Annotated in this window: 21 protein-coding genes and 1 pseudogene; 15 read left to right on the plus strand and 7 right to left on the minus strand. The window is 71.4% G+C overall.

Features of this window, described 5'->3' with window-relative positions:
• The first annotated feature begins 50 nt into the window (after window positions 1-50).
• The 4 genes and pseudogenes from HUT06_RS29365 to HUT06_RS29380 all read left to right on the plus strand — a co-directional run bounded on the left by HUT06_RS29365 (window position 51) and on the right by HUT06_RS29380 (window position 4,266).
• Window positions 51-1,535, plus strand: coding sequence for an amino acid permease (locus HUT06_RS29365; protein WP_176198672.1), 1,485 nt, complete (start codon window positions 51-53; stop codon window positions 1,533-1,535).
• Window positions 1,536-1,605: 70 nt separating this feature from the next.
• A pseudogene (locus HUT06_RS29370) lies at window positions 1,606-2,403 on the plus strand (SAM-dependent methyltransferase).
• 56 nt (window positions 2,404-2,459) lie between these two features.
• Window positions 2,460-3,818, plus strand: a complete 1,359-nt coding sequence (locus HUT06_RS29375; protein WP_176198673.1) for an FAD-dependent oxidoreductase — start codon at window positions 2,460-2,462, stop codon at window positions 3,816-3,818.
• An 82-nt stretch (window positions 3,819-3,900) separates the two neighbouring features.
• The gene (locus tag HUT06_RS29380) at window positions 3,901-4,266 is read left to right on the plus strand and encodes a hypothetical protein (protein WP_176198674.1); all 366 of its coding nucleotides are present in this window, start codon (window positions 3,901-3,903) and stop codon (window positions 4,264-4,266) included.
• 10 nt (window positions 4,267-4,276) lie between these two features.
• Here the strand turns inward: HUT06_RS29380 and dxs are convergent, their stop codons facing one another.
• Window positions 4,277-6,232, minus strand: a complete 1,956-nt coding sequence (gene dxs / locus HUT06_RS29385) for a 1-deoxy-D-xylulose-5-phosphate synthase (protein ID WP_176198675.1) — start codon at window positions 6,230-6,232, stop codon at window positions 4,277-4,279.
• A 150-nt stretch (window positions 6,233-6,382) separates the two neighbouring features.
• Here dxs and idi point away from each other — a divergent pair, with 150 nt between their 5' ends.
• From idi to HUT06_RS29415, 6 genes are all read left to right on the plus strand, one after another.
• Window positions 6,383-6,961: an isopentenyl-diphosphate Delta-isomerase gene (gene idi / locus HUT06_RS29390; protein WP_176198676.1), complete on the plus strand. Its 579-nt coding sequence runs from the start codon at window positions 6,383-6,385 to the stop codon at window positions 6,959-6,961.
• A 143-nt stretch (window positions 6,962-7,104) separates the two neighbouring features.
• Window positions 7,105-8,412 (plus strand): ABC transporter substrate-binding protein, encoded by a 1,308-nt coding sequence (locus tag HUT06_RS29395; protein ID WP_254715445.1) that lies wholly within the window; start codon window positions 7,105-7,107, stop codon window positions 8,410-8,412.
• Window positions 8,409-9,374 carry a carbohydrate ABC transporter permease gene (locus HUT06_RS29400; RefSeq protein WP_254715446.1) on the plus strand — a complete coding sequence of 322 codons (966 nt, stop codon included), beginning with the start codon at window positions 8,409-8,411 and terminating at the stop codon, window positions 9,372-9,374. Before HUT06_RS29395 ends, HUT06_RS29400 begins: the two co-directional genes overlap by 4 nt.
• Window positions 9,371-10,222, plus strand: a complete 852-nt coding sequence (locus HUT06_RS29405; RefSeq protein WP_176198677.1) for a carbohydrate ABC transporter permease — start codon at window positions 9,371-9,373, stop codon at window positions 10,220-10,222. Before HUT06_RS29400 ends, HUT06_RS29405 begins: the two co-directional genes overlap by 4 nt.
• 250 nt (window positions 10,223-10,472) lie before the next feature.
• Window positions 10,473-10,901, plus strand: coding sequence for a hypothetical protein (locus HUT06_RS29410; protein ID WP_254715447.1), 429 nt, complete (start codon window positions 10,473-10,475; stop codon window positions 10,899-10,901).
• A gap of 91 nt (window positions 10,902-10,992) precedes the next feature.
• Window positions 10,993-11,646: a Uma2 family endonuclease gene (locus tag HUT06_RS29415; RefSeq protein ID WP_254715448.1), complete on the plus strand. Its 654-nt coding sequence runs from the start codon at window positions 10,993-10,995 to the stop codon at window positions 11,644-11,646.
• Here the strand turns inward: HUT06_RS29415 and mug are convergent.
• The 3 genes from mug to HUT06_RS29430 are packed head-to-tail and all read right to left on the minus strand — an operon-like array spanning window position 11,633 to window position 13,880.
• Window positions 11,633-12,196 (minus strand): G/U mismatch-specific DNA glycosylase, encoded by a 564-nt coding sequence (mug, locus tag HUT06_RS29420; RefSeq protein WP_176198680.1) that lies wholly within the window; start codon window positions 12,194-12,196, stop codon window positions 11,633-11,635. The two genes, HUT06_RS29415 and mug, sit on opposite strands and share 14 nt — an antisense overlap.
• The gene (locus tag HUT06_RS29425) at window positions 12,196-12,915 is read right to left on the minus strand and encodes a sulfite exporter TauE/SafE family protein (RefSeq protein ID WP_176198681.1); all 720 of its coding nucleotides are present in this window, start codon (window positions 12,913-12,915) and stop codon (window positions 12,196-12,198) included. The genes mug and HUT06_RS29425 overlap by 1 nt, the downstream gene beginning before the upstream one ends.
• Window positions 12,916-12,950: 35 nt before the next feature.
• A complete protein-coding gene (locus HUT06_RS29430; protein WP_176198682.1) occupies window positions 12,951-13,880 on the minus strand; it encodes an aldo/keto reductase in 930 nt (309 codons plus the stop codon).
• Window positions 13,881-13,926: 46 nt separating this feature from the next.
• On the opposite strand from HUT06_RS29430, the gene HUT06_RS29435 reads away from it, so the two are divergent.
• Window positions 13,927-14,547, plus strand: a complete 621-nt coding sequence (locus HUT06_RS29435; protein WP_217711508.1) for a LysE family translocator — start codon at window positions 13,927-13,929, stop codon at window positions 14,545-14,547.
• Between the two features lie 51 nt (window positions 14,548-14,598).
• Here the strand turns inward: HUT06_RS29435 and acnA are convergent, their stop codons facing one another.
• Window positions 14,599-17,364: an aconitate hydratase AcnA gene (gene acnA, locus HUT06_RS29440; protein ID WP_302931841.1), complete on the minus strand. Its 2,766-nt coding sequence runs from the start codon at window positions 17,362-17,364 to the stop codon at window positions 14,599-14,601.
• Window positions 17,365-17,619: 255 nt separating this feature from the next.
• Between acnA and HUT06_RS29445 the strand changes: the two genes are divergently transcribed.
• Window positions 17,620-18,363, plus strand: a complete 744-nt coding sequence (locus HUT06_RS29445) for a hypothetical protein (protein WP_176198685.1) — start codon at window positions 17,620-17,622, stop codon at window positions 18,361-18,363.
• Between the two features lie 157 nt (window positions 18,364-18,520).
• Entirely contained in the window at window positions 18,521-18,817 is a 297-nt protein-coding gene (locus tag HUT06_RS29450; RefSeq protein ID WP_217711509.1) for a DUF1905 domain-containing protein, read from the plus strand.
• A 12-nt stretch (window positions 18,818-18,829) separates the two neighbouring features.
• Here the strand turns inward: HUT06_RS29450 and HUT06_RS29455 are convergent, their stop codons facing one another.
• Window positions 18,830-20,413, minus strand: coding sequence for a carboxylesterase/lipase family protein (locus HUT06_RS29455; RefSeq protein ID WP_217711510.1), 1,584 nt, complete (start codon window positions 20,411-20,413; stop codon window positions 18,830-18,832).
• Between the two features lie 157 nt (window positions 20,414-20,570).
• Here HUT06_RS29455 and HUT06_RS29460 point away from each other — a divergent pair, with 157 nt between their 5' ends.
• Window positions 20,571-21,881, plus strand: coding sequence for an MFS transporter (locus tag HUT06_RS29460; protein WP_254715449.1), 1,311 nt, complete (start codon window positions 20,571-20,573; stop codon window positions 21,879-21,881).
• Window positions 21,878-23,668 (plus strand): glycoside hydrolase family 2 protein, encoded by a 1,791-nt coding sequence (locus HUT06_RS29465; RefSeq protein WP_176198688.1) that lies wholly within the window; start codon window positions 21,878-21,880, stop codon window positions 23,666-23,668. The genes HUT06_RS29460 and HUT06_RS29465 overlap by 4 nt, the downstream gene beginning before the upstream one ends.
• On the opposite strand, the gene HUT06_RS29470 is transcribed toward HUT06_RS29465, so the two are convergent.
• Window positions 23,631-24,614: a DUF2804 domain-containing protein gene (locus HUT06_RS29470; RefSeq protein WP_176198689.1), complete on the minus strand. Its 984-nt coding sequence runs from the start codon at window positions 24,612-24,614 to the stop codon at window positions 23,631-23,633. The two genes, HUT06_RS29465 and HUT06_RS29470, sit on opposite strands and share 38 nt — an antisense overlap.
• Window positions 24,615-24,751 lie beyond the last annotated feature (137 nt).

Below are 24,751 nucleotides of genomic sequence, written 5' to 3' on the forward strand. Positions count from 1 at the left end.
CGGACGGCGGCGGCCGCGACGAGCACGAGGCGAGGCGGAGGGCGGCGAGGATGAACCTGCTGCGCACGAAGTCGGTCGAGCAGTCGATCCGGGACACCGAGGAGCCGGCGCACCGCCTGCGGCGGGCCCTGTCGGCGCTCGACCTCACCGTCTTCGGCGTCGGCGTGATCATCGGGACCGGCATCTTCGTGCTCACCGGGCAGGTCGCCCGGGACAAGGCCGGTCCCGCGGTCGCGCTGTCGTTCATCCTCGCCGCGGTCGTGTGCGGGCTCGCGGCGCTCTGCTACGCCGAGTTCGCCTCCACCGTCCCGGTCGCGGGCTCCGCCTACACCTTCTCCTACGCCACCATCGGGGAGTTCCCGGCGTGGATCATCGGCTGGGACCTCATCCTGGAGATGGCGCTCGGCGCGGCCGTGGTGTCGGTCGGCTGGTCCGGCTACTTCGCCTCGCTGCTGGACGACATCGGCGTCACGATCCCCGCGTCGCTGGCGGCCCCGCCGGGCGAGGGCGGCACGGTGAACGTCCCCGCCATCGCCCTCGTGGTCGTGGTGACCGCGCTGCTCGTGCTCGGCATCAAGATCTCCTCGCGGGTGAACGCGGTGGTCGTGGCGGTCAAGGTGTCGATCGTGCTGCTGGTGATCTTCGCGGGGCTGTTCTTCGTCAAGGGCTCCAACTACGAGCCGTTCATCCCGCCCTCGAAGCCGACCCCGGAGGGCAGCGGCCTCACCCAGCCGCTCATGCAGGTGCTGTTCGGCTTCACCCCGACCAGCTTCGGCTGGCTCGGCATCTTCGCCGCCATCGCGATCGTGTTCTTCGCCTACATCGGCTTCGACATCGTCGCCACCGCCGCCGAGGAGGCCCGCAACCCGCAGCGGGACGTGCCCATCGGGCTCATCGGGTCCCTCGTCATCACCGCGGTCCTGTACGCCGCCGTGTCGACCGTCGTCGCCGGCATGCAGCACTACAGCGAGCTGAGCACCGCCGCGCCGCTCGCCGACGCGTTCAAGTCCGTCGGGCACCCGGTGTTCGCCACCATCATCGACGTCGGCGCCGTCATCGGCCTCACCAGCGTCGTGCTGATCCTGCTGCTCGGCCAGAGCCGCATCTTCTTCGCGATGGGGCGGGACGGCCTCATGCCGCCGTGGCTGTCCGCCGTCCACCCGCGGTTCGGCACCCCCTACCGCTCGACGATCATGATGGGCGCCGTGGTCGCGGTCCTCGCCGGGTTCATCCCGCTCGCCAAGCTCGCCGAGCTGGTCAACATCGGCACCCTGTTCGCGTTCCTCGTCGTCTCGATCGCCGTGGTGGTGCTGCGGCGCACCCGGCCCGACCTGCCCCGCGCGTTCCGCACGCCGTGGGTCCCGGTCATCCCGATCCTGTCGGTGCTCGGCTGCCTGTTCGTGATGATCAACCTGCCGGTGGACACGTGGCTGCGGTTCCTGGCCTGGATGGTGATCGGCGTCGTCCTCTACGGGCTCTACGGGTACCGGCACAGCCGGGTGGGCCGCGCGGAGGAAATCTCCGCCAAGTCCTGAGAACCCGCCGCATTCCGCCATACGATCTCCGGGACGGGCGACCGCGACCCCCCACGGACGGTGACGGCACATGGCAGGCGAGCTCTCGGACCGGATCGACTCGACCAGGCCGCACTCGGCCCGGGTCTGGGACTACTGGCTCGGCGGCAAGGACAACTACGAGGTCGACCGCGAGCTCGGCGAGCAGATCGCCGCGGCGAACCCGCACGTCGTCGCGATGGTGCGCGCCGACCGCACGTTCATGCGGCGCTCGGTGGCGTTCCTCGCCGAGCAGGGCGTCGACCAGTTCCTCGACATCGGCACCGGGCTGCCGACGGAGCCGAACGTCCACTAGGTCGCACAGGCCGTCCTGCCCGGCGCCCGCGTCGTGTACGCCGACAACGACCCGGTCGTCCTCGCGCACGCCCGCGCGCTGCTCAGCTCCGGCCCGTCCGGCGCCACCGCCTACCTGGACGCCGACCTGCGCGAGCCCGGCCGGATCCTCGCCGACGCGGCCGCCACCCTGGACCTCGGCCGCCCGGTCGGCATCACGCTGATGAGCCTCATGCACTTCGTCACCGACGCCGGCGACGCCCGCGCGATCCTGTGGCGGCTGCTGGACGCCGTCCCGTCCGGGAGCTGGCTGGCGTTCACCCACGCCACCGCCGAACTCGGCGGCCCGCAGGTGCGGGAGGCGTTCAAGATGTGGAACGAGAACGCCGTCCAGAAGGCGCGCCCGCGCGACCACGACGAGGTGATGGCGCTCATCGACGGCCTCGACCTCGTCGAGCCGGGGCTCGTCTCACCGCCGCAATGGCGGCCGGACGGGGACGGCTCGGACGAGCCGCGCGAAGTGCCCATGTGGGCGGGGGTCGCGCGCAAGCCGTGACGCGCCGGGGCTCGTGACAGGGGTCACGGTGTCATTTCCCGCGCCGGGTAGGCACAATGACCCGCATGGCTTCTCCAGTGCTCGTCGCGGTGATCGGATCCGGTCCGGCGGGGATCTACGCCGCCGAGGCCCTCGTCAAGCAGGCCGACGGCGACGTCCGGGTGGACGTCTTCGACCGGCTGCCGACCCCGTACGGGCTGGTCCGCTACGGCGTCGCACCCGACCACACGTCGATCAAGTCGATCGCCAAGTACCTGCAGCGGGTCCTGGAGAACCCGGCCGTCCGGTTCTTCGGCTGCGTCGAACTGGGCCGCGACATCACCCGCGCCGACCTGCTCGGCTGCTACGACGCCGTCGTCTACGCGACCGGCGCGATGGTCGACCGGCAGCTGCGCATCCCCGGCGAGGAGCTGCCCGGCAGCGTCGCCGCCACCGACTTCGTCAACTGGTACTGCGGGCACCCCGACGCCGCCGACCACGAGTTCGACCTGTCCGTGGAGGAGGTCGCGGTGGTCGGCGTCGGCAACGTCGCCGTCGACGTCGTCCGCATCCTCGCCAAGACCGCGGACGAGCTGCGCGACACCGACGTCCCCGAGCAGGTCATCGAGGCGCTGTCGCGCAGCCGGGTCAAGCGGATCCACATGATCGGGCGGCGCGGCCCCGCGCAGGCGAAGTTCACCACCAAGGAGGCCCGCGAGCTGGGCGAGCTGCCCAGCGCGAGCATCCACGTCCGCCCCGAGGACATGGAGCTCGACCCGGCGAGCGCCGAGCTGGCCGCGAGCGACCGCAAGACGGGCGGCAACGTCAAGGTCCTCAACGGCTGGACGGGCGAGCCCGCCGCCGACCGCCCCCGCTCCATCGACGTCCGGTTCTGGCGCGCGCCCGCCGAGATCATCGGCACCGACCGCGTCGAGGGCCTGAAGCTGGAGCGGACCCGGCTGGAGGAGTCGGGCCGCGTCACCGGCACCGGCGAGTTCGAGACGCTGCCCGTCGGCCTGGTGCTGCGGTCGGTCGGCTACCAGAGCGTCCCTCTCGCCGGCGTCCCGTTCGACGAGCGCTCCTACGTCGTCCCGAACGACGGCGGCCGGATCATCGGCCCGGACGGCGCGCAGATCCCCCGCGAGTACGTCGCCGGGTGGATCAAGCGCGGGCCGTCCGGGGTCGTCGGCACCAACAAGTCCGACGCCGCCGAGACCGTCCGCAACCTGCTGGCCGACCTCGCCGGCACCGAGCCCGAGCGCAAGCACACCATCGAGGAGCTGCTGGAGTCGCGCGGGCTGCCCGTCGTCACCTACACCGACTGGCTGAACCTCGACGCCGCCGAGATCGCGCTCGCGCGCAGCCTCGACCGGGGCGAACGGGTCAAGCTGGCCCGGTGGGAGGCGATGACGTCCGCCTGCCGCGGCGGCGACTGACCGCCCGCCGCATCCGGCCGCGCGCGAATTCCCACCGGGAAAGTAGTGACGGGCATGTGACCCGGGCGCTACGGTGCGGCGTGTGACCGGCGGTCCAGAACTGTACGGGTTCCCCCCACCCGAGACGGTCCCCGACCTCAGGTGGCTGGGCCCGGACTACGTGTCCGTACTCGTGTACGACCTGACACAGGGACTCCTGCGCCAAGACCCGCGCACGTCCGTCATGGGCGTGCGCTGCGAGGGCCGCCCCCGGCTCGCGCCCTCGGTCGACCCGGCCGGGGTGATCCGCGCGCACGACGCCTGCTTCCCGCTGCAGGTGTTCGTCCAGGACGGGGCGGGCCGCCCGTGGCGGCTGCGCGGGCGATGGACGTACTCGGGACGCGAACTCGGCACGTCCGCCGCGTCCATCACCCACTTCTGGCAGCTGCTGTCGGCCGACGGGGTCTAGCGCCCGCCGGTCAGGGCTTGTCCTTCGAGCTCTCGGACGCCGCCTCGGACGCCTTCGACGCCTCGGCGGTCTCGGCCTCGGTGGAGGTGATGCGGGCCACCGACTCGGTGATGTCGCGGGCGAGCGCCTGCGGCGTCAGGCCGATGTCGGCGAGGATCTCGCCGCGCGAGGCGTGGTCGAGGAACTCCTGCGGGATGCCGAACGTGCGGATCGGGACGTCGGCCTCGGCGTCGCGCAGCAGCCGGGCGACGGCGTCGCCGACGGCGCCGGTGCGGCCGTTGTCCTCGGCGACGGCGACGAGCGCGTGGTCGCGGGCGAGGTCGAGCAGCGCCGGGTCGAGCGGCTTCACCCAGCGCGGGTCGACGACGGTGACGCCGATGCCCTGCGCGGCGATCAGCGCGGCGGCCTCCACCGCGGGCGTCGCCATCGAGCCCGCCGCGACCAGCAGGACGCGGGTGCCGTTGGAGCCGTCGTGGCGGGCGAGCACGTCCATCCCGCCGGCCCGGTCGATCGCCTCGATGTCGTCGGCCGCCGGGCCCTTGGGGTAGCGGATCGCGGTCGGCCCGTCGGAGACGGCGACGCACTCGCGCAGCAGCTCGCGCAGCCGCGCCCCGTCGCGCGGGACGGCGACGCGCAGGCCCGGCACGAGCTGCAGGATCGACATGTCCCACATGCCGTTGTGGCTGGCGCCGTCGTCGCCGGTCACCCCGGAGCGGTCCAACGCGAACGTGACCGGCTGCCGGTGCAGCGCCGCGTCCATCAGGACCTGGTCGAACGCGCGGTTCAGGAACGTCGCGTACACCGCCACGACCGGGTGCAGCCCGCCCATGGCGAGCCCGGTGGCGGAGGTGACGGCGTGCTGCTCGGCGATGCCGACGTCGAAGACGCGGCCCGGGAAGGCCTCGGCGAAGGGCGCGAGCCCGGTCGGGTGGAGCATCGCGGCCGTGACGCCGACGACGTCGCGGCGCTCCCCGCCGATCGCGACCATCTCCTCGCCGAAGATCTTCGTCCAGGCGGGGCCGGTCTTCTTGGTGACGAACTTGCCGGTGGCGGGGTCGAACGCGCCGCCGCCGTGCATGCAGTCCTCGGTGTCGTTCTCGGCGGGGGCGTAGCCGCGGCCCTTGGTCGTGATGCAGTGCACGATGACCGGGCGGCCGAACCCGCGGGCGCGGCGCAGGGCGCGCTCGACGGCGTCCTCGTCGTGGCCGTCGATCGGGCCGACGTACTTCATGCCGAGGTCCTCGAACATGGCCTGCGGCTGCAGGACGTCCTTGAGGCCCTTCTTGATGCCGTGCAGCGCCTCGTAGGCGACCGTGCCGACGACGGGCGCCCGCGGCACCGTCTTCTTGATGAGGTCGAGCGCGTTCTCGTAGCCCTGGGTGACGCGCAGGTCGGCGAGGTGGGACGCGAGGCCGCCGATGGTGGGCGAGTAGGACCGGCCGTTGTCGTTGACGACGATGATGACCGGGCGGTCGACGCCGGCGGCGATGTTGTTGAGCGCCTCCCAGCACATGCCGCCGGTCAGCGCGCCGTCACCGACGACGGCGATCACGGCGCGGTCGTCCTCGCCGCGCAGCTGGAACGCCTTGGCGAACCCGTCGGCGTAGGACAGCGCCGTCGAGGCGTGCGAGTTCTCGATGATGTCGTGCTCGGACTCGGCCCGGCTCGGGTAGCCGGACAGGCCGCCGCGCTTGCGCAGCAGCTCGAAGTCGTGCCGCCCGGTGAGCATCTTGTGCACGTAGGCCTGGTGCCCCGTGTCGAAGAGGATCTTGTCGTGCGGCGAGTCGAAGACGCGGTGCAGCGCGATCGTCAGCTCGACCGCGCCCAGGTTGGGCCCCAGATGCCCGCCGGTCTTGGAGACCGCCTGGACGAGGAACTCGCGGATCTCCTCCGCGAGCCGAGGCAGCTGACCGCCGTCCAGTCGTTTGAGGTCGTCGGGACCTGTGATCGACTCCAGCAGGCTCACTCGTTTCAACTCCTCCGTCGGGGATCGGGTCTCCCCTCGCTCGGGCCGTTCCGAGTTTAATCCCGGTTCGCCCGCGGCGCGCCGCACCCCGCCCGCGCGGCGGGTGCGAAAAGACTGACCCCCGCGGCAGGGATGGGGTAGGAGTAGAGCATGGCCGTCGAAGAGATCGTGCTGCTCAACGCGGATGACGAAGCCGTCGGAACCGCTCCGAAGAGCTCCAGCCACCACGAACGCACGCCCTACCACCTGGCTTTCTCCTGCTATGTGGTGGATACGGAGGGTCGTGTCCTGATCACTCGGCGCGCCCTGGACAAGCGCACCTTCCCCGGGGTCTGGACGGGCAGCTGCTGCGGCCATCCCGGCCCCGGCGAGAAGCTGCGCGACGCGGTCCTGCGGCGGCTGCGCGACGAGCTCGGCATGCCGGAGGCGGCGCTGACGTCCGCGCTGCCCCGGTTCCAGTACCGGGCCGTCGCCGCGGACGGGACCGTCGAGCACGAGCGGTGCCCGGTCGTGCGCGCCGTCGTCCCGGCGGGCGGGCCGCTGCGGCCGAACCCCGCCGAGGTGGAGGCGGCCGAGTGGTGGACGTGGCAGCAGTGCCTCGACCTCGCCGGGCGCCCCGAGTCCTCGCCCTGGTACCGGTTGCAGCTCGCCGAGCTGGCGCCGCTCGGCGCCCCGCTCGACTGGCCGGACGCGGGGCCGGCCGACCTGCCGCCGGCCCTTCCCTGGTAGGGCGTCCGGCGGACCGTCCGAGGGCCCGCACGACGCCCGTTTCGTCGCGCATCACCTCTTGATCACTTTTCCGTCCCACGTGTTGACCGGTGCGCGCGTCCGAACGGACGCTGGCCTCCCCGGGGTAACCGAAGGGACGGACGATGCGAGTACGTGCTTTCCGGCGCCGCTGGACGGTGTTCGCGGCCGTGGCGATGACCGGTGCCCTCGCCATGTCGGGCTGCGGCGGCGACGACGGCGGCGGATCGAACAACGACAAGTCCGAGGTCGAGGTCTTCTCCTGGTGGACCGGTCCAGGCGAGGCCGACGGGCTGAAGGCCATGCAGGCCGACTTCGAGAAGAAGAATCCCGGTACCAAGTTCGTCAACGCGGCCATCGCCGGCGGCTCGGGCACGCAGGCCAAGGCCGTCCTGGCGAGCCGGCTGCAGAACCGCAAGCCGCCGGACTCCTTCCAGGGCCACGCGGGCGCCGAGCTGCTCGACTACATCAAGGCCGGGCAGATCGAGCCGCTGGACGACTTCTACCAGCAGAACAACCTGAAGTCGGTCTACCCGCAGCAGCTCCTCGACCAGATCACCTACAAGGGGCACATCTACTCGGTGCCGGTGAACATCCACCGGTCCAACGTGCTCTGGTACAACCCGGACATCCTGAAGGACGCCGGGGTCGCCGGCCCGCCGAAGTCGATCCCCGAGTTCATCACCGCGCTGAAGGCCGTCAAGGACAAGACGAAGAAGGTGCCGCTGTCGCTCGGCGCGCAGTGGACGGCCGACCACCTGCTGGAGAACGTCCTGCTCGGCAGCCTCGGCACCGACGCCTACAACGCGCTGTGGAAGCCGGGCGCGGACTGGAGCAGCCCCGCGGTCACCAAGGCGCTGAACGAGTTCGGCGAGATCATGAAGTACACGACGCTGGAGGCCGCGTCCACCGACTGGCAGGGCGCCGCGAAGGCCGTCGTGGACGACAAGGCCGCGTTCAACATCATGGGCGACTGGGCGTACGGGTACTTCGTCGGCACCGCCCCGAACGGGCTCGGCAAGAAGCTCGACACCGACTTCAAGTTCGCGCCGGCGCCGGGCACCGCGGGCACCTACATGTGGCTGTCGGACAGCTTCACCCTGCCCAAGGGCGCGCCGCACCGCGCGGGCGCGGAGGCGTGGCTGAAGGAGGTGTCCAGCAAGGAGGGCCAGGACCTCTTCAACCCGAAGAAGGGCTCCATCCCCGCCCGTAAGGACGCCGACAAGAGCCTCTACACCGGCTACCTGCAGACGGCGTTCGAGGAGTGGAACAACCCGCAGACCAAGCTCGCGGGCTCGTTCTGGCACGGCGTGAACGCCAACAACAAGTGGCACACCGACATCGACACCGCGATCGGCCTGTTCCTGCAGAACCGGGACGTGGCCAAGCTCCAGCAGGGGCTGGTGAGCGCGGCCAAGAACAGCGGACAGTGACGGCCTCGGAAGAGGGCCTGAAAGCAGCGGACCCCGGCCGCCGGGGCGCGTCCGAGGAGCATCGCCCGTCGTTCCTCAGGCGCGCCCGCCGATGGCTGCCGGGGCTGCTGCTGGTCTCGCCGTCCATCGTCGCGATCGGCCTGTTCGTCTACGGGCTGCTGTTCTGGAACACCCGGGTCGCGCTGAGCGGCAAGCACGACGAGGTCTCCGAGTACGGGTTCGACAAGGGCAGGAACTTCGTCGACCTGTGGGACCAGCCGAGCTGGCCGGGCGCGGTGAAGCACGCGCTGCTGTTCACGGCCGTGTTCGTCGTCGGCGCCCTGGTGCTCGGCGCGTTCCTGGCGTTCCTCATGGACAAGGGCATCCGCGCGGAGGCGGGCTTCCGCGTCGTGTACCTGTTCCCGATGGCGGTGTCGTTCATCGCGAGCGGCGTGGTGTGGCGGTGGCTGATGAACCCGGCGCCGCCGCAGCGCGCCGTCGGCTTCAACCAGCTGTTCGACAAGCTCCATCTCGGGTTCCTGTCGAACAGCTGGTGGCAGAACCCCGACTGGGGAATGGCGGCGATGGCCCTCCCCGCCATCTGGCAGATGTCCGGGTACGTCATGGCCCTGTACCTGGCCGGGTTCCGCAGCGTCCCGGAGGACCTGCGGGAGGCGGCGCGGGTGGACGGCGCGTCCGAGTGGAAGGTGTACCGGTACGTGGTGTTCCCGCAGCTCCGGCCGGTGACGCTGTCCGCGCTGATCATCCTCGGGCACATCTCGCTGAAGGTGTTCGACCTGATCATGGCGATCGCGGGCAAGCAGATCATCACCTATGTGCCGGCGATCGCCACCTACGTGGAGATCTTCGACCGGCACGACCCGGCCAACGGCGCCACCATCGCCACCTACATGCTGGTCGCGGTCGCGGTGCTGGTGATCCCGTACCTGGTCTGGTCGGTGCGCTCGGAGCGGACCCGATGACCGCCGTGGGCGCGCCGGGCCGCCGCTCGTCCGGCGCCGTGCAGGCGGTGAAGCTGGCCGTCCTGCTGGCGTTCGTGCTGCTGTTCCTCATCCCGGTCTACGTGCTGGTGGTCACGAGCTTCAAGCCGCTGGACGAGGCCGACCCGAGCAGCGCGTGGAGCCTGCCGAGCCACTGGAGCACCTCCGGCTGGGGCGCGGCCTGGGACACCCTGAAGCCCGGCCTGGAGAACAGCGTCAAGATCGCCGTGTCCGGTTCGCTGATCTCGGCGGTGCTGGGCTCGCTGAACGGCTACGTGCTGTCCAAGTGGCGGTTCCCGGGCGCGGACGTCGTCTTCACGCTGTTCCTGTTCGGCATGTTCATCCCCTACCAGGCGGTCATGATCCCGCTGGCGGGCCTGCTGACGGACATGGAGCTGTCGGGGACGATCCGCGGCCTGGTCCTCGCGCACGTCGTGTACGGCATCCCGATCTGCACGCTCATCTTCCGGAACTACTACGTCACGATTCCGGACGAGCTGATCGAGGCGTCCCGCGTGGACGGCGCCGGCATGCTGCGCACGTACTGGTCGGTGGTGCTGCCGGTGTCGGCGCCCGCGTTCGCGGTGACGCTGATCTGGCAGTTCACCTCGATGTGGAACGACTTCCTGTTCGCGGTGTTCCTCGGTGCCCCCGACAGCTGGCCGGTCACGGTGATGCTGAACAACACCGCGGGCTCGGGCGCGGTCGCCGTCCAGTACAACCAGCAGATGGCCTCGGCGCTCCTGGCGTCGCTGCCGACCCTGCTGGTGTATCTGCTGCTCGGACGGTTCTTCATGCGCGGCCTAATGGCGGGGGCACTAAAGGGGTGACAAATTTGTCAACCCCACACCCGCCTCAGGCGTCACATGGATGATCGAAGGAGATCCGCATGGGAATCGAACGGCCCGGCAGCCGTCCCGTGACGGACATCAACCCTTTCGACCGCTCCGTTGGCAATTCTGCCGAGATGCGCCTAGCCTCTCGGGCATCGTCGCGCGGCATACCGGCGTCCCGCCGGAGCCTCGGCGATCCCGGGTCGACGGAGACCGGGCGAGTGATGGAGGTGGCCGCGTGCAGGCGATGAGTGTTCAGCAGCCCTGGGCGTTCGCGATCGCGCGCGGCGGCAAGTCCGTCTCGAACCAGAGCCTGCCCACCGCCTACCGCGGCCCCCTCCTCATCCACGCCTCCATGCGCGTCGACCTGAAGGCGTGCGACTCGCCGCTGATCCGGGCCGCCGGCTGGGACCCGCGCGACCCGCTCGCCACCATCGGCGCCGTCATCGCCGTCGCCGACCTCGACGACGTCTGCTCGGCGGCGACCCGCGGCGCCGCCTGCGACTGCGGCCCCTGGGCGGAGCGCGGCCACCACCACTGGCACCTCACGGGCATCCGCCCCCTCCCCCGCCCCATCGTGGCCCTCGGCCGCACCGACCTCTGGCAGCCGACCCCCAGCCTGCTCAACGAGGTCGACACCATGTTCGCCACCGCATCTCTCAACAGTGCCAACTGAGAGTAAAAGAGCCACTACCCTAGGTCGTCGAAGTCGGGCGGGGTAACGTAGTCCCTGCATGGATTCGTCATGCCACCAACGGGAGCGGCACGTGAGCATCGCGCATGATCATGGCGGGCTTGGCCCGTACACGGTGGAGGACCTGCACGCCCGAGAGGACGAAGGCCGAGGCCTTGAACTCGAGGACGGGTGGCTGGTCGAGTTGTCTCCGAACCCACTGCACAACATCGCCTACCGGAGGCTGCACGAACTCATCGAGGCCGCCGCGGCACAGGCCGGCGCCGACATATACGTCGATCGAGGCGGGGACTGGGAGATCAGCACGGCCGCGGGCGTCCGCAAGCCCGATGTGATCGCGGTCCCCGGCGATATCGCCGAATCGTGGTTCGACGGCGAGTGCCGGACCACCATTCCGGGCCAGGACCTGCTCCTCGTAGTGGAGGTCGTCTCGCCGCGGAGCGGAAGCGAGGGCAGGGACCGCTTCCGCAAGCCCCAGGAGTACGCGGCGATGGGGATCCCTCAGTACTGGCTGGTCGACTACACACCCGAACCCGTCGTCCAGATCTTCGTGCTGGCCGACGGGGAGACCGGGCCCAGCGGAAAGAAGGCCGGCGCCTACCGGCTCGACCAGGCGGCGAAGGCCGGGGACACCCTGCAAGTCGAGATAGCCGCCGACAAGCCGTTCACCGTCCGGTTCGACCCGGAGGTCCTCAGACAACGCCCCAAGCACCTCACGGACATCTGAGGGCCTCGGCGGCTTCGCGGAGGCGGGCGAACTCGGCGGCGATGCGGTCGAGCGGCCAGCTCGCGTTCAGGCCGCTCGGGTTCGGGAGGACCCAGAGCCTCGCGGGGCCGAACTGCTCGTCCTGCGGGCCTATCCGCGTGCGGGGGCGGCCGAAGGCCGTGCGGTAGGCGGTGACGCCGGCGACCGCCAGGTAAGCGGGGCGGTGGCGTTCGACGAGCGCGTGCAGGCGCAGCCCGCCCTCGCGGAGTTCGGTGTCGGTCAGCTCGTCGGCGCGGGCCGTGGTGCGGTGCGCCAGGTTCGTGATGCCGAGGCCGTAGCCGGGCAGCAGGTCCTGCTCGGACGGGTCCAGGAGGCGGTCGGTGAAGCCCGAGCGGTGCAGCGCCGGCCAGAAGCGGTTGCCGGGGCGCGCGAAGTGGTATCCGGTCGCGCCGGAGTACAGGCCCGGGTTGATGCCGCTGAACAGCACGCGGAGCGTCCCGCCGTCCGGCGGCAGGACGTCGGGGATGACCCGGTCGCGGGCGGCCGCCAGGTCGGCCTTCGTGGGACGCATCAGACCAGATTACGGACGATCAGCACCACCGCGGACGTCCCGACGACGATGAGCAGCGCCAGCCGGAGCCGTCCGGCGTCCAGGCGGCGGCGCAGCGGCCCGGCGACGAGGAAGCCCGCGAGGACGAACGGCAGCAGCGCAACGCCCGCGACGACCTGCCTGACGGGCAGGTGCCCGGCGGCGCCGAGGACGGCCAGGGACAGCAGCGCGCCGCCGGCGAAGTACAGCGCGAGCGTCGCGCGCACGCGGGGGCCGCTCTCGCGCTGGTAGAGCAGCGCCATCGGCGGGCCGCCGATGCTGGAGGCGGTCCCGGTCATGCCCGAGACGACCCCGGCGGCGGCGAGCGTCCGGCGGTTGCGCGGCACCACCCGCGACCCGGCCGTCATCGCGAGCGCGGCGAGGACGACGGTGCCGATCACGACGCCGAGGGCGCGAGCGGGGACGGCGGCGACGAGCCACACCCCGAACGGCGTCCCGGCGAGCCGGCCGCCGAACGCCCAGCCGAGCCCCCGCGAGTCGACGTGCCCGACCTCCCGCGCGAGCGTGGCGAGCGGGAGGACGAAGGCGACGACCAGGATCGAGCCCGGCATCAGCGACGGGTACAGCAGCGTCACGACCGGGGTCGCGACCAGGCCGACGCCGAGGCCGACGCTGCCCTGCACGATCGCGCCGGCCAGCGCGGCCAGCCCGCCGATCAGGAGGAAGTCGAGAGGGGGCACGCCCGCCGACGCTACCTCCCGGCCGGCCCGCGGGCTCAGGCGGAGGCCTCGGTGAGGCGTTTGAGCTGGTCGTCGGTGAGGGTCGTGCGGGCCGCCTCGACGAGCGGCGGCAGCTGGTCGAGGGTGCGGGCGCTGGCGATGGGCGCGGCGACGGTCGGCTGCGCGGCGAGCCAGGCCAGCGCGACGGTCGCGACGGCGGCGCCCTGCTCCCCGGCGACGATGTCGAGCGCCGCCAGCACGCGCTGCCCGCGCTCGCTCTCCAGGTGCTCGGCGGCGCTGCCGGCGCGCACGCTGTCCACCTTGGCGCCGGGCCGGTACTTGCCGGTCAGGAAGCCGGAGGCGAGGCCGTAGTACGGGACGGCGGCCAGCCCGTGCCGTTCGGCGAGGTCGCGGCGCGGCCCCTCGTAGGTGTCGCGGGACACGAGGTTGTAGTGCGGCTGGATGGCGGTGTACCGGGCGGTGCCCTCGCGCTCGCTGAACGCCAGCGAGGCCTCGAGCCGGTCGGGCTCGATGTTCGACACCGCGATCTGCCGGACCTTGCCGGCGGTGACCAGCTCGTCCAGCGCCGTCATGATGTCCTCGACGGGGACGGACGGGTCGTCGAAGTGCGTGTAGTACAGGTCGATGCGGTCGGTGCGGAGCCGCCGCAGCGAGTCGTCGGCGGCGGCCTTGATGTTCGCCGGGGCGAGGCCCCGGCGCTCGGGATGGCGGCCCACCTTGGTCGCGATGACGATGTCGTCGCGGTTGCCGCGCGCCTGCGCCCACTCCCCGATGATCGTCTCGGACTCGCCGCCCCTGTTGCCGGGCGCGGACGCCATGTAGGAGTCGGAGGTGTCGACGAAGTTGCCGCCGGCCGCCGCGTAGGCGTCCAGGATCTCGAACGAGCGCTCCTTGCCGGCCGTCCACCCGAAGACGTTGCCGCCCAGGCAGAGCGGGAAGACGTCCAGTTCACCGATTTTGTTCATGTTCAGCCTTCTTGTCCCTTCGGAGTCACCGGGGGATCATTACCCAGTGCCGACCGCCTGTCTCGCCTTCGCCGCCATGGCCGCGCTCCTGACCATCATGCCGGGCGTCGACACGATGCTCGTCCTGCGCAGCACCGTGGCCGCCGGGCGCCGCACCGGCCTCCTCGCGTCCGCCGGGGTGGTGACGGGGCTGATGTGCTGGGCCCTCGCGAGCGCCGTCGGGCTGACCGCGCTGCTCGCCGCGTCCCGCCTGGCCTTCGACGTCCTGCGCGTCGCCGGCGCCTGCTACCTCCTGTGGCTCGGCGCGCGCGCCCTCTGGGCCGCCCGCCGCCGGACGCCGGACACCGCCGAACCCGCTGAGGCGCGGACGTCCGGCCTCACCGCCTTCCGCACGGGCCTCACCACGAACCTGCTGAACCCCAAGGTCGGCGCCTTCTACATGAGCCTGCTGCCGCAGTTCGTCCCGGACGGCGCCTCGGTGTTCTGGACGAGCATGCTGTTCGCGGTCATCCACGCCGCCGAGAGCCTGCTGTGGCTCGCCCTCCTGGTCGGCGCGGCCGCGGCCGCCCGCCGGACCCTGTCCCGCCCCGCCGTGAAGCGCCGCCTCCAGCAACTGACCGGCGCGGCCTTCATCGGCTTCGGCCTCCGCCTCGCCGTCGACCACTGAACGCGGAACGGGCCGCCCCCTGGTGGGAGCGGCCCGTCGCGGTGGTGCGGGTTACTTGCGGATGAGGTTGCGCAGGACGTACTGCAGGATGCCGCCGTTGCGGTAGTAGTCCGCCTCGCCGGGGGTGTCGATGCGGACGGTGGCGGCGAACTCCTTGCCGTCGGCCTTGACCGTGACCTCCTCGGGGACGCCGCCCTCGTTGAGCGCGGTGACGCCGGTGATGTCGAAGGTCTCGGTGCCGGTCAGCCCGAGCGACTCGGCGGACTCGCCGTCCTTGAACTGCAGCGGCAGGACGCCGAGGCCGATCAGGTTCGAGCGGTGGATGCGCTCGTAGGACTCGGCGATGACGGCGCGGACGCCGAGCAGCGCGGTGCCCTTGGCCGCCCAGTCGCGCGACGAGCCGGAGCCGTACTCCTTGCCCGCGATGACCACGAGCGGGATCTCGCGCTCGATGTAGTTGCGCGAGGCGTCGTAGATGAACGCCTGCGGCGAGCCGTCCCGGGTGAAGTCGCGGGTGTAGCCGCCCTCGACGCCGTCCAGCAGCTGGTTGCGGAGCCGGATGTTGGCGAACGTCCCGCGGATCATGACCTCGTGGTTGCCGCGGCGCGAGCCGTAGGAGTTGAAGTCCTTGATCTCGACGCCGTTGTCCTGGAGGTACTGCGCGGCGGGGGTGCCGACCTTGATGGCCCCGGCCGGGGAGATGTGGTCGGTGGTGACCGAGTCGCCCAGCTTCGCCAGCACGCGGGCGCCGTGGATGTCGGTGACCGGCTCCGGCTCGGCGCCCATGCCGTCGAAGTAGGGGGCCTTGCGGACGTAGGTCGACGAGGCCTCCCACTCGAACAGGTCGCCGGTCGGGATGTCGAGGCCGGTCCAGCGCTCGTCGCCCTTGAAGACGTCGGCGTAGCTCTCGGTGAACATCTCCTGCCCGATGGACGACTCGACGATCGAGGCGACCTCTTCGGGCGCGGGCCAGATGTCGCGCAGGTACACCGGGCCGTCGGTGCCCTCGGCGATCGGGTCGTTGAGGATGTCGATGTCCATCGTCCCGGCCAGCGCGTAGGCGATGACCAGCGGCGGCGACGCCAGGTAGTTCATCTTCACGTCGGGGCTGATGCGGCCCTCGAAGTTGCGGTTGCCGGACAGCACCGCGGTGACCGCCAGGTCGTTGTCGTTGACGGCCTTGGAGATCTCCGGCTGCAGCGGGCCGGTGTTGCCGATGCAGGTGGTGCAGCCGTACCCGACGAGGTTGAAGCCGATCTTGTCGAGGTACGGGGTGAGGCCGGCGCGCTCGTAGTAGTCGGTGACGACCTGCGAGCCGGGCGCGAGCGAGGTCTTCACCCAGGGCTTGCGGGTGAGGCCCTTGTCGACGGCGTTCTTGGCCAGCAGCGCCGCGCCGATCATCACGTACGGGTTGGAGGTGTTGGTGCAGGAGGTGATGGCGGCGACGGCCACGTGCCCGTGGTCGAGCTCGAACTCGGTGCCGTCGTCCAGCTTCACCGCGACGCGCTTGTGCGGCCGGCCGGACCCGTTGGCGTCGACGTGCCGGGGCTTGTCGCCCGCGGTCTCCTGCGTGATCGCCGGGGTGTCGGAGGCCGGGAAGCTCTCGTTGGAGGCCTCGTCCAGCGCGCCGAGGACGCTCTCGACGTAGTTCTGCACGTCGCGGCGCCAGGTCGCCTTGGCGTTGGAGAGGGCGATGCGGTCCTGCGGGCGCTTCGGGCCGGCCAGCGACGGGACGACCGTGCCGAGGTCCAGCTCCATGTACTCGGAGAAGTCGGGCTCCACGGACGGGTCGAGCCACAGGCCCTGCGCCTTGGCGTACGCCTCGACGAGCGCGATCTGCTCCTCGTCGCGGCCGGTGAGCCGCAGGTACTTCAGCGTCTCGTCGTCGATCGGGAAGATCGCGCAGGTGGAGCCGAACTCGGGGCTCATGTTGCCGATCGTGGCGCGGTTGGCCAGCGGCAGCGCGTGCACGCCCTCGCCGTAGAACTCGACGAACTTGCCGACGACGCCGTGCTCGCGGAGCATCTCGGTGATGGTCAGCACGAGGTCGGTCGCGGTCGTCCCGGCGGGCAGCTCGCCGGTCAGCTTGAAGCCGACGACGCGCGGGATGAGCATCGAGATCGGCTGGCCGAGCATCGCGGCCTCCGCCTCGATGCCGCCGACGCCCCAGCCGAGCACGCCGATGCCGTTCTCCATCGTGGTGTGCGAGTCGGTGCCGACGCAGGTGTCGGGGTAGGCGGTGCCGTTGCGGTCGAACACCACGCGCGCCAGGTGCTCGATGTTCACCTGGTGGACGATGCCGGTGCCCGGCGGGACGACCTTGAACTCGTCGAACGCCGTCTGCCCCCAGCGCAGGAACTGGTAGCGCTCCTTGTTGCGCTCGTACTCGCGCTCCACGTTGCGCTCGAACGCCTGCGGCGTCCCGAAGTAGTCGACGATCACCGAGTGGTCGATCACCATCTCGGCCGGCGCGAGCGGGTTGATCTTCGTGGGGTCGCCGCCGAGGTCGCGCACGGCCTCGCGCATGGTGGCGAGGTCGACGACGCAGGGCACGCCGGTGAAGTCCTGCATGATCACCCGGGCGGGGGTGAACTGGATCTCCTTGCTCGGCTGGGCCTGGGAGTCCCACTGCGCGAGCGCGCGGATGTGCTCGGCGGTGACGTTCGCGCCGTCCTCGGTGCGCAGCAGGTTCTCCAGCAGCACCTTCAGGCTGTACGGGAGACGGGCCGCGCCCTCGACGGCGTCCAGCCGATAGATGTCGTACGACTTGTCGCCAACCTGCAGCTTGTCAAGGCTGCCGAAGCTGTTCGCGGACACGGACTCCTCCTCCGTCGCCACCGCGCGTCCGGTCCGGGACATGAGCGCGCGGCGCTCGTCTTGATCTTCAGTACTCCCCGTCCCCTGGGCCGGCCCGAAGCGGCGGGACGGGTGGTCTCGTCTACCTTGATCCTGCCCTAGTCGCGGACATGACCGGCAACCAGGGCAGCCTAACTTCCGCCGGATTTCTCTTGACGTCAAGCTATCCCCAATTTATCTCGACATCAAGCTACTTGCACCCTACGATGCGGCGGCATGGGCGTCGACTGGTACCGCATGCGCCCCCGCCGCGACGCGGACGCCTTCGGGGCGGCCGTGCGAGCCCAGCGGGCGGCGTTCGCCGCGTCCGGAAGCTGGTTCCCCGACGAGTTCGGCCACCTGGACATGCCCGAGCCCGCCGACGGCCCCGACATCACCGGCCTGGTGGACGTCGACACCGGCGCCGGGAACTCGCACCGGGTGAACGCGCTCGTCCTCACCCCTCTACTACCCGCCGAATGGCGCTTCGCCATGTACCGGAGCTTCCCGCCGGACGAGCTGGCCTCGCACCTCCGGCGGTGGCGGACCCACGTCGAGGAGGTCCGGGACGGCGGGCACCGGCCGTACCTGCGCGCCTGGCACGCCTACTCGACTGGCCGACGCCTCACCGACGAGTGGGCATCGCTCCGGCAGCGGGCCTTGAACGCGGTCTCCCGCACGAACGCGTGGGCCGTCCGCCCTGAACTGGTGGACGTACGGGAACGCATCCTGTCCCGGCCGGTTCCCACCGTGAGCCCAGCCCCACGCTGGGGCGCGGCCTGCGCGGCCCGCCACATCGACGCCGCGCCCTACGCCGGCCTCGCTCGGGAGTGGAATCGGCGCGTGCCCGCCAACCAGAAGGTCCACGTGACGCAACCGCCGTCCTTCAGCGAGTTCCTGGACGACGATTCCCCGGACGAAACGCTCCGCTGGATGGAGGAGGCGGCCGAAGAGGGCTACGGCCTGCTCCTCGACTGGTGAACGTCCCCGTGGTGGGCCGCCTGACCGCACCGGACTGGCCGCGGCTCGGAAACACGCACATGGCGCTTCGGGCACCGATGAGTCCAACCGACCAGGACGGTCTGCCCCAGTAGGACGGAACGAATATGAGAGCGCGAGCACCCGGAGGGGACGTCAGATGACCACTGCTCAGCCCAAGACCATGAAGCTCGACACGGAGTTCACGGCCCGCCTGCAGAAGAGTTCCGCCAAGGGCGGGTGGACGTACGTCATCTGGCCCGAGTCGGCGGAGTTCTTCCAGACACGCGGGCTCGTCAAGGTCAAGGGCACCATCGACGGGCAGCCGTTCCAGGGCTCGTTCATGGCGCTCGGTGACGGCAACCACAAGCTGGCCGTGAAGGCGGAGATCCGCCGGGCGCTCGGCAAGGACGTCGGTGACGAGGTCACCGTCCACCTCGCCGAGCGCCTCGGCTAGCCGGTCGGCGGGTCAGGATCCGAGGCCGCTCCAGAAGGAGCAGTTGCCGTTCTCGGCGGTGTCGGTCGGGTGGATGCCGCCGTTGCCGGGCGCGAGGGACAGGACGTCGTCCGGCGAGCGGAAGCGCGGCCAGTGCGGGGTGCGGCGCGCCTGCGGCCTGCCGTCGCGGGCGAAGGACGTCCAGTAGCCGACCATGGCGTCGGAGAGGCGGGTCTGTTCCGGGTTCAGGTCTCCGAGCAGGCCCGGGAACAGGTACGTCAGCTCACTGGCGTGCGCGGCGCCCTCCTCGAAGCCGGGCACGTCGAGGATCGGAGGAGCCGCGCGGTCGGCGAACTGGTACGCGTACACGGGGACGCCGGCCCGCTTGAGCCGCCGGAACGCGTCCTGGTGCGCACAGGGCGAGAGCACTTCGTTGGAGTCCGTCTGCACAGCGGCCAGTGCGAGCCTGGGGTCGGAGTAGGCCGACGCCGGGTAGCGCGCCAGTACCGCGTCGGCGGCGGCGCCGTAGCTGGAGCGGATGATGTCCTCGTACTGGGCCGCGGTGATGGGCTGCGGGAAGGAGAGCGAGACGAACAGGCGCATCTCGTCCAGGGTGTTGCCGTGCATCACGGGCATCCGGTTGAAGCTGCCCTGGGCGATCGCCTGCTCGGGCTGACGCGGCAGGACCCGGTCGCCGCCCGCGACGGGGCCCACGTTCAGGCCCTTGGCCTCGAAGGTCTCCAGCAGCGTCTTCACGGGCACCGCGCGCAGGCACGCGGTGTCGGCGGCGGGCGAGCCCTTGTCGCAGCCCACGGCCGCCGCGAGCGCCGCTCCCTCGCCTTCGGCCGACGCCTCGGTGCGCGCCGGCGCCGTGCAGGTGAAGCTCTGCGCGATGACCTTGTGGAACAGGCCCGCCGCGGTGGGCGAGGCGAGGTTGGCGCAGGCGTCCTGGGCGCCGGCGGACTCGCCGAACAGCGTCACGTTGCGGGGGTCGCCGCCGAAGGCCGCGGCGTTGCGCCGCACCCAGCGCAGGGCCGCCTGCTGGTCGAGCAGGCCGTAGTTGCCGGCCTGGTAGCGGCGGTCGGCGCCGGTCTCCAGGCCCTGGTGCGCGAGCCAGCCGAACGGGCCGAGGCGGTAGTTGACGGTGACCACGACGACGTCGCCGCGCGTGGCGAGCTTGGCGGCGTTGTAGATGCTTCCGGCGCCGGTCACGTTGCCGCCGCCGTGCACCCACACCATGACGGGCAGGCCGCGCCGGTGGCGGCGCGCACTGTCCGGTGTGGTGACGTTCAGGTAGAGGCAGTCCTCGGCGTAGGACGTCGGGCCGCCGTAGGGCGCGGGGAGTTGCGCGCACTGGTCGCGCGGTGCGGTCGCGTCGTAGACGCCCTGCCACGGGCGCGCCGGCTGCGGCGCCCTCCAGCGCAGGCTCCCGGTCGGCGGCGCGGCGAACGGGATGCCCTGGAAGAGCCGGTAACCGTCCGCTAACTGGCCCCGCACCGGGCCGAGGTCGGTGCGGACGACGGCGGACGGGTCCCGTCCGCCCTGCTGGGCCGCGGCCGGGACCGCCCCGGTCAGGGCGAGGGCGGACGCGAGCAGTGGGATGGCGATGAGCCTCACAGGGCCCCCTTTCATGCGGCGTTCGTCGGACGCCCCCGATCCCCCCGGTCCTCCGACTCCGATCTTGTGCCTGAGATCACATGAGAACCCGGTTCCCGGGCGGATGCAAGCGGTCCGGCGCAGGACGTCCAGTAAGTGCTCCTTGTACTGTTCGTGCGTGACAACGGGTGACAACGCGCCGCTCGGGCGGCGGCTCTGGACCATGCTGGTCCTGCTCGGCTTCGTCGGGCAGCTCGCCTGGACCGTCGAGAACATGTACCTGAACGTGTTCGTCTACGACACGATCAGCGGGAACCCCGACGTGATCGCGGCGATGGTCGCGGCGAGCGCGGTGGCGGCGACCGCCGCGACGCTGGCGATCGGCGCGCTGTCGGACCGGCTGGGCCGCAGGCGCGCCTTCATCGCCGCCGGATACGTGGTGTGGGGGCTGTCCACGGCGGCGTTCGGGCTGGTCAGCGTGGACACGGTCGCGCAGGTCGCGCCGTTCGCGGACGCGGTCGTGGTCGCAGTGGTCACCGTCGTCGTCCTCGACTGCGTGATGTCGTTCCTCGGGTCGGGCGCCAACGACGCGAGCTTCCAGGCGTGGGTGACGGACGTGACCCGGACGCAGAACCGGGGACGCGTCGAGTCCGTCCTGGCCGTGATGCCGCTGATGTCGATGCTGGTGGTCTTCGGCGGGTTCGACTGGATGACGCGGGACAGCCAGTGGTCGCTGTTCTTCCTCGTCATCGGGGTGATCATCGCGGTGGCGGGGGTCCTGGCCTGGGCGTTCGTCCGGGACCGCCCGGTGGAGCGGCAGGAGGGCGGCTACCTCGGCGCGCTCGTGCACGGGCTGCGGCCGTCGGCGATGCGCGCGAACCCCGGGCTGTACCTGGCGCTGTCCGCCTGGTGCGTGTGGGGGATCTCCACGCAGGTCTTCCTGCCCTACCTGATCATCTATTTGGAGCGGTACCTGGACATCGACGGCTACGCGCTGGTGCTCGCCGTCGTGCTGACCGGCGCGTCGGCGGTCAGCGTGCTGGCCGGGCGGGTCATCGACCGGATCGGGAAGGCGCGGTTCCTCGCGCCCGCGGTCGCGGTGTACGCGGCGGGGCTGCTGCTGATGCCGCTCGCGCGCGGCATGGTCCCGGTGATCGGGGCGGGGCTGGTGCTGATGTCGGGGTTCATGCTGGTGCTGGCCCCGGTCGGCGCGCTCGTCCGGGACTACACGCCGCCGGGGCGGGCGGGGCACGTGCAGGGCCTGCGGATGGTGTTCGCCATCCTCATCCCTATGATCATCGGACCGTCCCTCGGCGCCGCCGTCATCAAGGGCGCGGACGAGCGCTACGAGGACCTGGGCGTGCTCAAGCACGTCCCGACGCCCGCCATCTTCCTGGCGGCCGCCGCGGTCCTGGTGCTGATCGTCCCGCCGGTGCTGGCGCTGCGCCGCCGGGACGCGCGGACGCCGGACGAGGAGGCCGTGGGATGACACTGCTCACCAGGTGGGGCACGACGCTGGACCCGGACGCGGTGCTGCCGGAGTATCCGCGGCCGCAGCTCGTCCGCGGCAGCCACCTCAGCCTCAACGGGCGCTGGGAGTACTCCTTCGACGACACCGCTCCGGAGGGGCCGCGAGAGTACGACGGCGAGATCATCGTCCCGTTCTCGCCCGAGTCGCCGCTGTCGGGGGTCGGCCGGCAACTGCTCCCCCACGAGACGCTCTGGTACCGGCGGGACGTCCGGCTGCCGGAGGGGTTCCACCCCGAAGGGCACCGGGTCCTGCTGCATTTCGGGGCCGTCGACCAGACGTGCCGGGTGACGGTCAACGGCCGGGAGGCGGGCCGGCACGAGGGCGGCTACCTCCCGTTCTCCTTCGACATCACCGACCTCCTGGAGGACGGCGCCGGCAGCCTGGTGGTGGAGGTCGAGGACCCCTCGGACGCCGGTGACCGGGGCTGGGGCAAGCAGAGCCTCAAGCGGGGCGGCATCTGGTACACGGCCCAGTCCGGCATCTGGCAGACGGTGTGGATCGAGTGCGTGCCGGAGGTGCACGTCGAGTGGCTGACGCTCGTCCCGCATCTGGACGACGCGTGCGTCGAGGTCACGGTGCACGCGAGCACCCGCGACGCGGCCCGGATCGAGATCGGCGCCGGCGGCGAGGTCGTCGCCCGCGCCGAGGCGCCGGCGGGCGAACCGGTCCGGATCGACATTCCGGACGTCCGCCCCTGGAGCCCCGAAGACCCCTTCCTCTACGACATCACCGTCGAACTCGGCACCGACCGTGTCGAGAGCTATGTCGGGATGCGGTCGTTCGGCGTCGGCCCGGACGAGGCGGGCGTGCCCCGGCTGCTGCTGAACGGGCGCCCGTACTTCCACGCCGGCGTCCTGGACCAGGGCTACTGGCCGGACGGCATGTACACGGCGCCGTCCGACGAGGCGCTGGTGCACGACATCGCGACGATGAAGCGGCTCGGCTTCACGATGCTCCGCAAGCACATCAAGGTGGAGCCGCTGCGCTGGTACTACCACTGCGACCGGCTCGGCATGCTCGTGTGGCAGGACATGGTGAACGGCGGCGGCCCGTATCGTCCGGAGGTCGTCACGGCTCCGGCCGTGCTGCCGCTGCGCCTCGACGACCGCAGGCACAAGCGTTTCCGGCGCGACGACCCCGGCTCCCGCGCGCGCTTCCGCGAGGAGACGCGGGACACGATCGAGCACCTGCGCAACGTGGTGAGCATCGCCGTCTGGGTCCCGTTCAACGAGGGCTGGGGCCAGTTCGACGCGGCGGACATCGCCGCCGAGGTGCGGGCGCTCGACCCGACGCGGACCATCGACCACGCCAGCGGATGGCACGACCAGGGCGCCGGCGACCTGCGCAGCCTGCACGTGTACTTCCGCAAGTTCCGCGTCCCGCGCCGCGCGGACCACCGCGTGCTCGTCCTGTCCGAATACGGCGGATACAACCTGCGGGTGGACGGCCACGCCTTCAACGACGAGGACTTCGGCTACAAGCGCTACGACTCCGCCGACCGGCTCGGCGCCGCGTTCGCGCGGCTGCACGCGCGGCAGATCGCCCCGGCGGTGCCGCGCGGGCTCAGCGCCACCGTCTACACGCAGCTGTCGGACGTGGAGGACGAGCTGAACGGCCTCCTCACCTACGACCGCGAGGTGTGCAAGCTCCCCGAGGACCTGGTGCGTTCGGTGAACGCGCGCCTGACCGGCGCGGCCGGCGGGGCGGTCACCAGCGCTGGCGGGCCTCCTCCGCCCACCCGGTGAGGCCGTCGACGCCGATCCACGCGCCGTCGTCGGCCTGCACGCGCCCGGTGAAGTGGCCGAAGCACTGGTGGGTCTCGGTGCCGACGACGCCGAGCTCGGTGCGCGCGACCTTCTCGTGGAAGGGGCGGAACTCGACCTCGACCCGCTTGCCGGTGATGGTCCAGGGGCGCGTCCAGTCGGAGGTGTCGTAGCTCCAGGCCAGCTCCTCGCCGATCTTGTGGAGCCGGCCGTCGACGAACACGGCGTTCTCCGTCATGCCGGTGCCGTCGGTCCACTTGCCGCCGAACTGCAGCGCGAGGCCGGGCCCGCTCGCCGCGGCCCAGTTCCACGTCATCCGGTACGGCCACTTGCCGCGCCCGTGGTCGAGGACGGCGAAGGCGCCCTCGCCGATCTCGTGCTCCCCCGACGGCAGCGCGAGCCGCCCCCGCACGGGCCGCCCGACGTCCTTCACCGTGTACTGGAAGCGCCTCGGCCCCCACGGGATCACCACGCCGAGCGACTCGTGCCCGTCCGGCAGCGGGACCTCGACGTCGAGGTCGACCAGGCCCGGCACCAGCGCCCGCACCCGCGACCCCGACGGGCGCTGCCGGACGCCGACCGCCGCTCCCCCGCCGCGCACGGACGCCTCGCCCTCGCCGCTGCGGTCGGGGAACACGGCGCCGCGCGCGAACGGCACCACCGCGTCCTTCGCGGTCTCCTCGCCGGTCTCGCGGTCGAGCACCCACACGCCGTGCACCCCGGCGTAGTCGAGCGAGGAGGCCACCAGGCCGATGATGTGCCTCGGCGTGACGATCCCCCAGTACTCCCAGCGCTTCACCCGGCCCCATCCGCGCAGGTTCGCGCGGTGCAGGGGGCGCCGCGTCCAGCCGACCGCGTCGGGGTTCAGCCGGCCGTCCGGCAGGCACAGGTCGACGGGTGCGGTGATCTCGCGTTCGTGGGTCGCCATTCCCCGAGCCTACTGATCACCGGGCCGGGCGCCCGCCGGGGAACGCCCTGTTCAATGGCGGCGGCGCCGCGCCCCCTGCAACGGTCCAGGGCACACCGCGCAGCGTTTAAATAAGTCCATACCTTGGCCAGAGTTTC

It is taken from the genome of Actinomadura sp. NAK00032 (assembly GCF_013364275.1).
Lineage (GTDB): Bacteria > Actinomycetota > Actinomycetes > Streptosporangiales > Streptosporangiaceae > Spirillospora.

Coding starts and splice junctions, on each gene's coding strand:
- HUT06_RS29395 (WP_254715445.1), top strand. CDS start 7,105: ATGCGAGTACGTGCTTTCCGGCGCCGCTGGACGGTGTTCGCGGCCGTG.
- HUT06_RS29465 (WP_176198688.1), top strand. CDS start 21,878: ATGACACTGCTCACCAGGTGGGGCACGACGCTGGACCCGGACGCGGTG.
- idi (WP_176198676.1), top strand. CDS start 6,383: ATGGCCGTCGAAGAGATCGTGCTGCTCAACGCGGATGACGAAGCCGTC.
- HUT06_RS29445 (WP_176198685.1), top strand. CDS start 17,620: ATGGGCGTCGACTGGTACCGCATGCGCCCCCGCCGCGACGCGGACGCC.
- HUT06_RS29470 (WP_176198689.1), bottom strand. CDS start 24,614: ATGGCGACCCACGAACGCGAGATCACCGCACCCGTCGACCTGTGCCTG.
- mug (WP_176198680.1), bottom strand. CDS start 12,196: ATGCGTCCCACGAAGGCCGACCTGGCGGCCGCCCGCGACCGGGTCATC.
- HUT06_RS29430 (WP_176198682.1), bottom strand. CDS start 13,880: ATGAACAAAATCGGTGAACTGGACGTCTTCCCGCTCTGCCTGGGCGGC.
- HUT06_RS29365 (WP_176198672.1), top strand. CDS start 51: ATGAACCTGCTGCGCACGAAGTCGGTCGAGCAGTCGATCCGGGACACC.
- HUT06_RS29450 (WP_217711509.1), top strand. CDS start 18,521: ATGACCACTGCTCAGCCCAAGACCATGAAGCTCGACACGGAGTTCACG.
- HUT06_RS29375 (WP_176198673.1), top strand. CDS start 2,460: ATGACCCGCATGGCTTCTCCAGTGCTCGTCGCGGTGATCGGATCCGGT.
- HUT06_RS29405 (WP_176198677.1), top strand. CDS start 9,371: ATGACCGCCGTGGGCGCGCCGGGCCGCCGCTCGTCCGGCGCCGTGCAG.
- HUT06_RS29410 (WP_254715447.1), top strand. CDS start 10,473: ATGAGTGTTCAGCAGCCCTGGGCGTTCGCGATCGCGCGCGGCGGCAAG.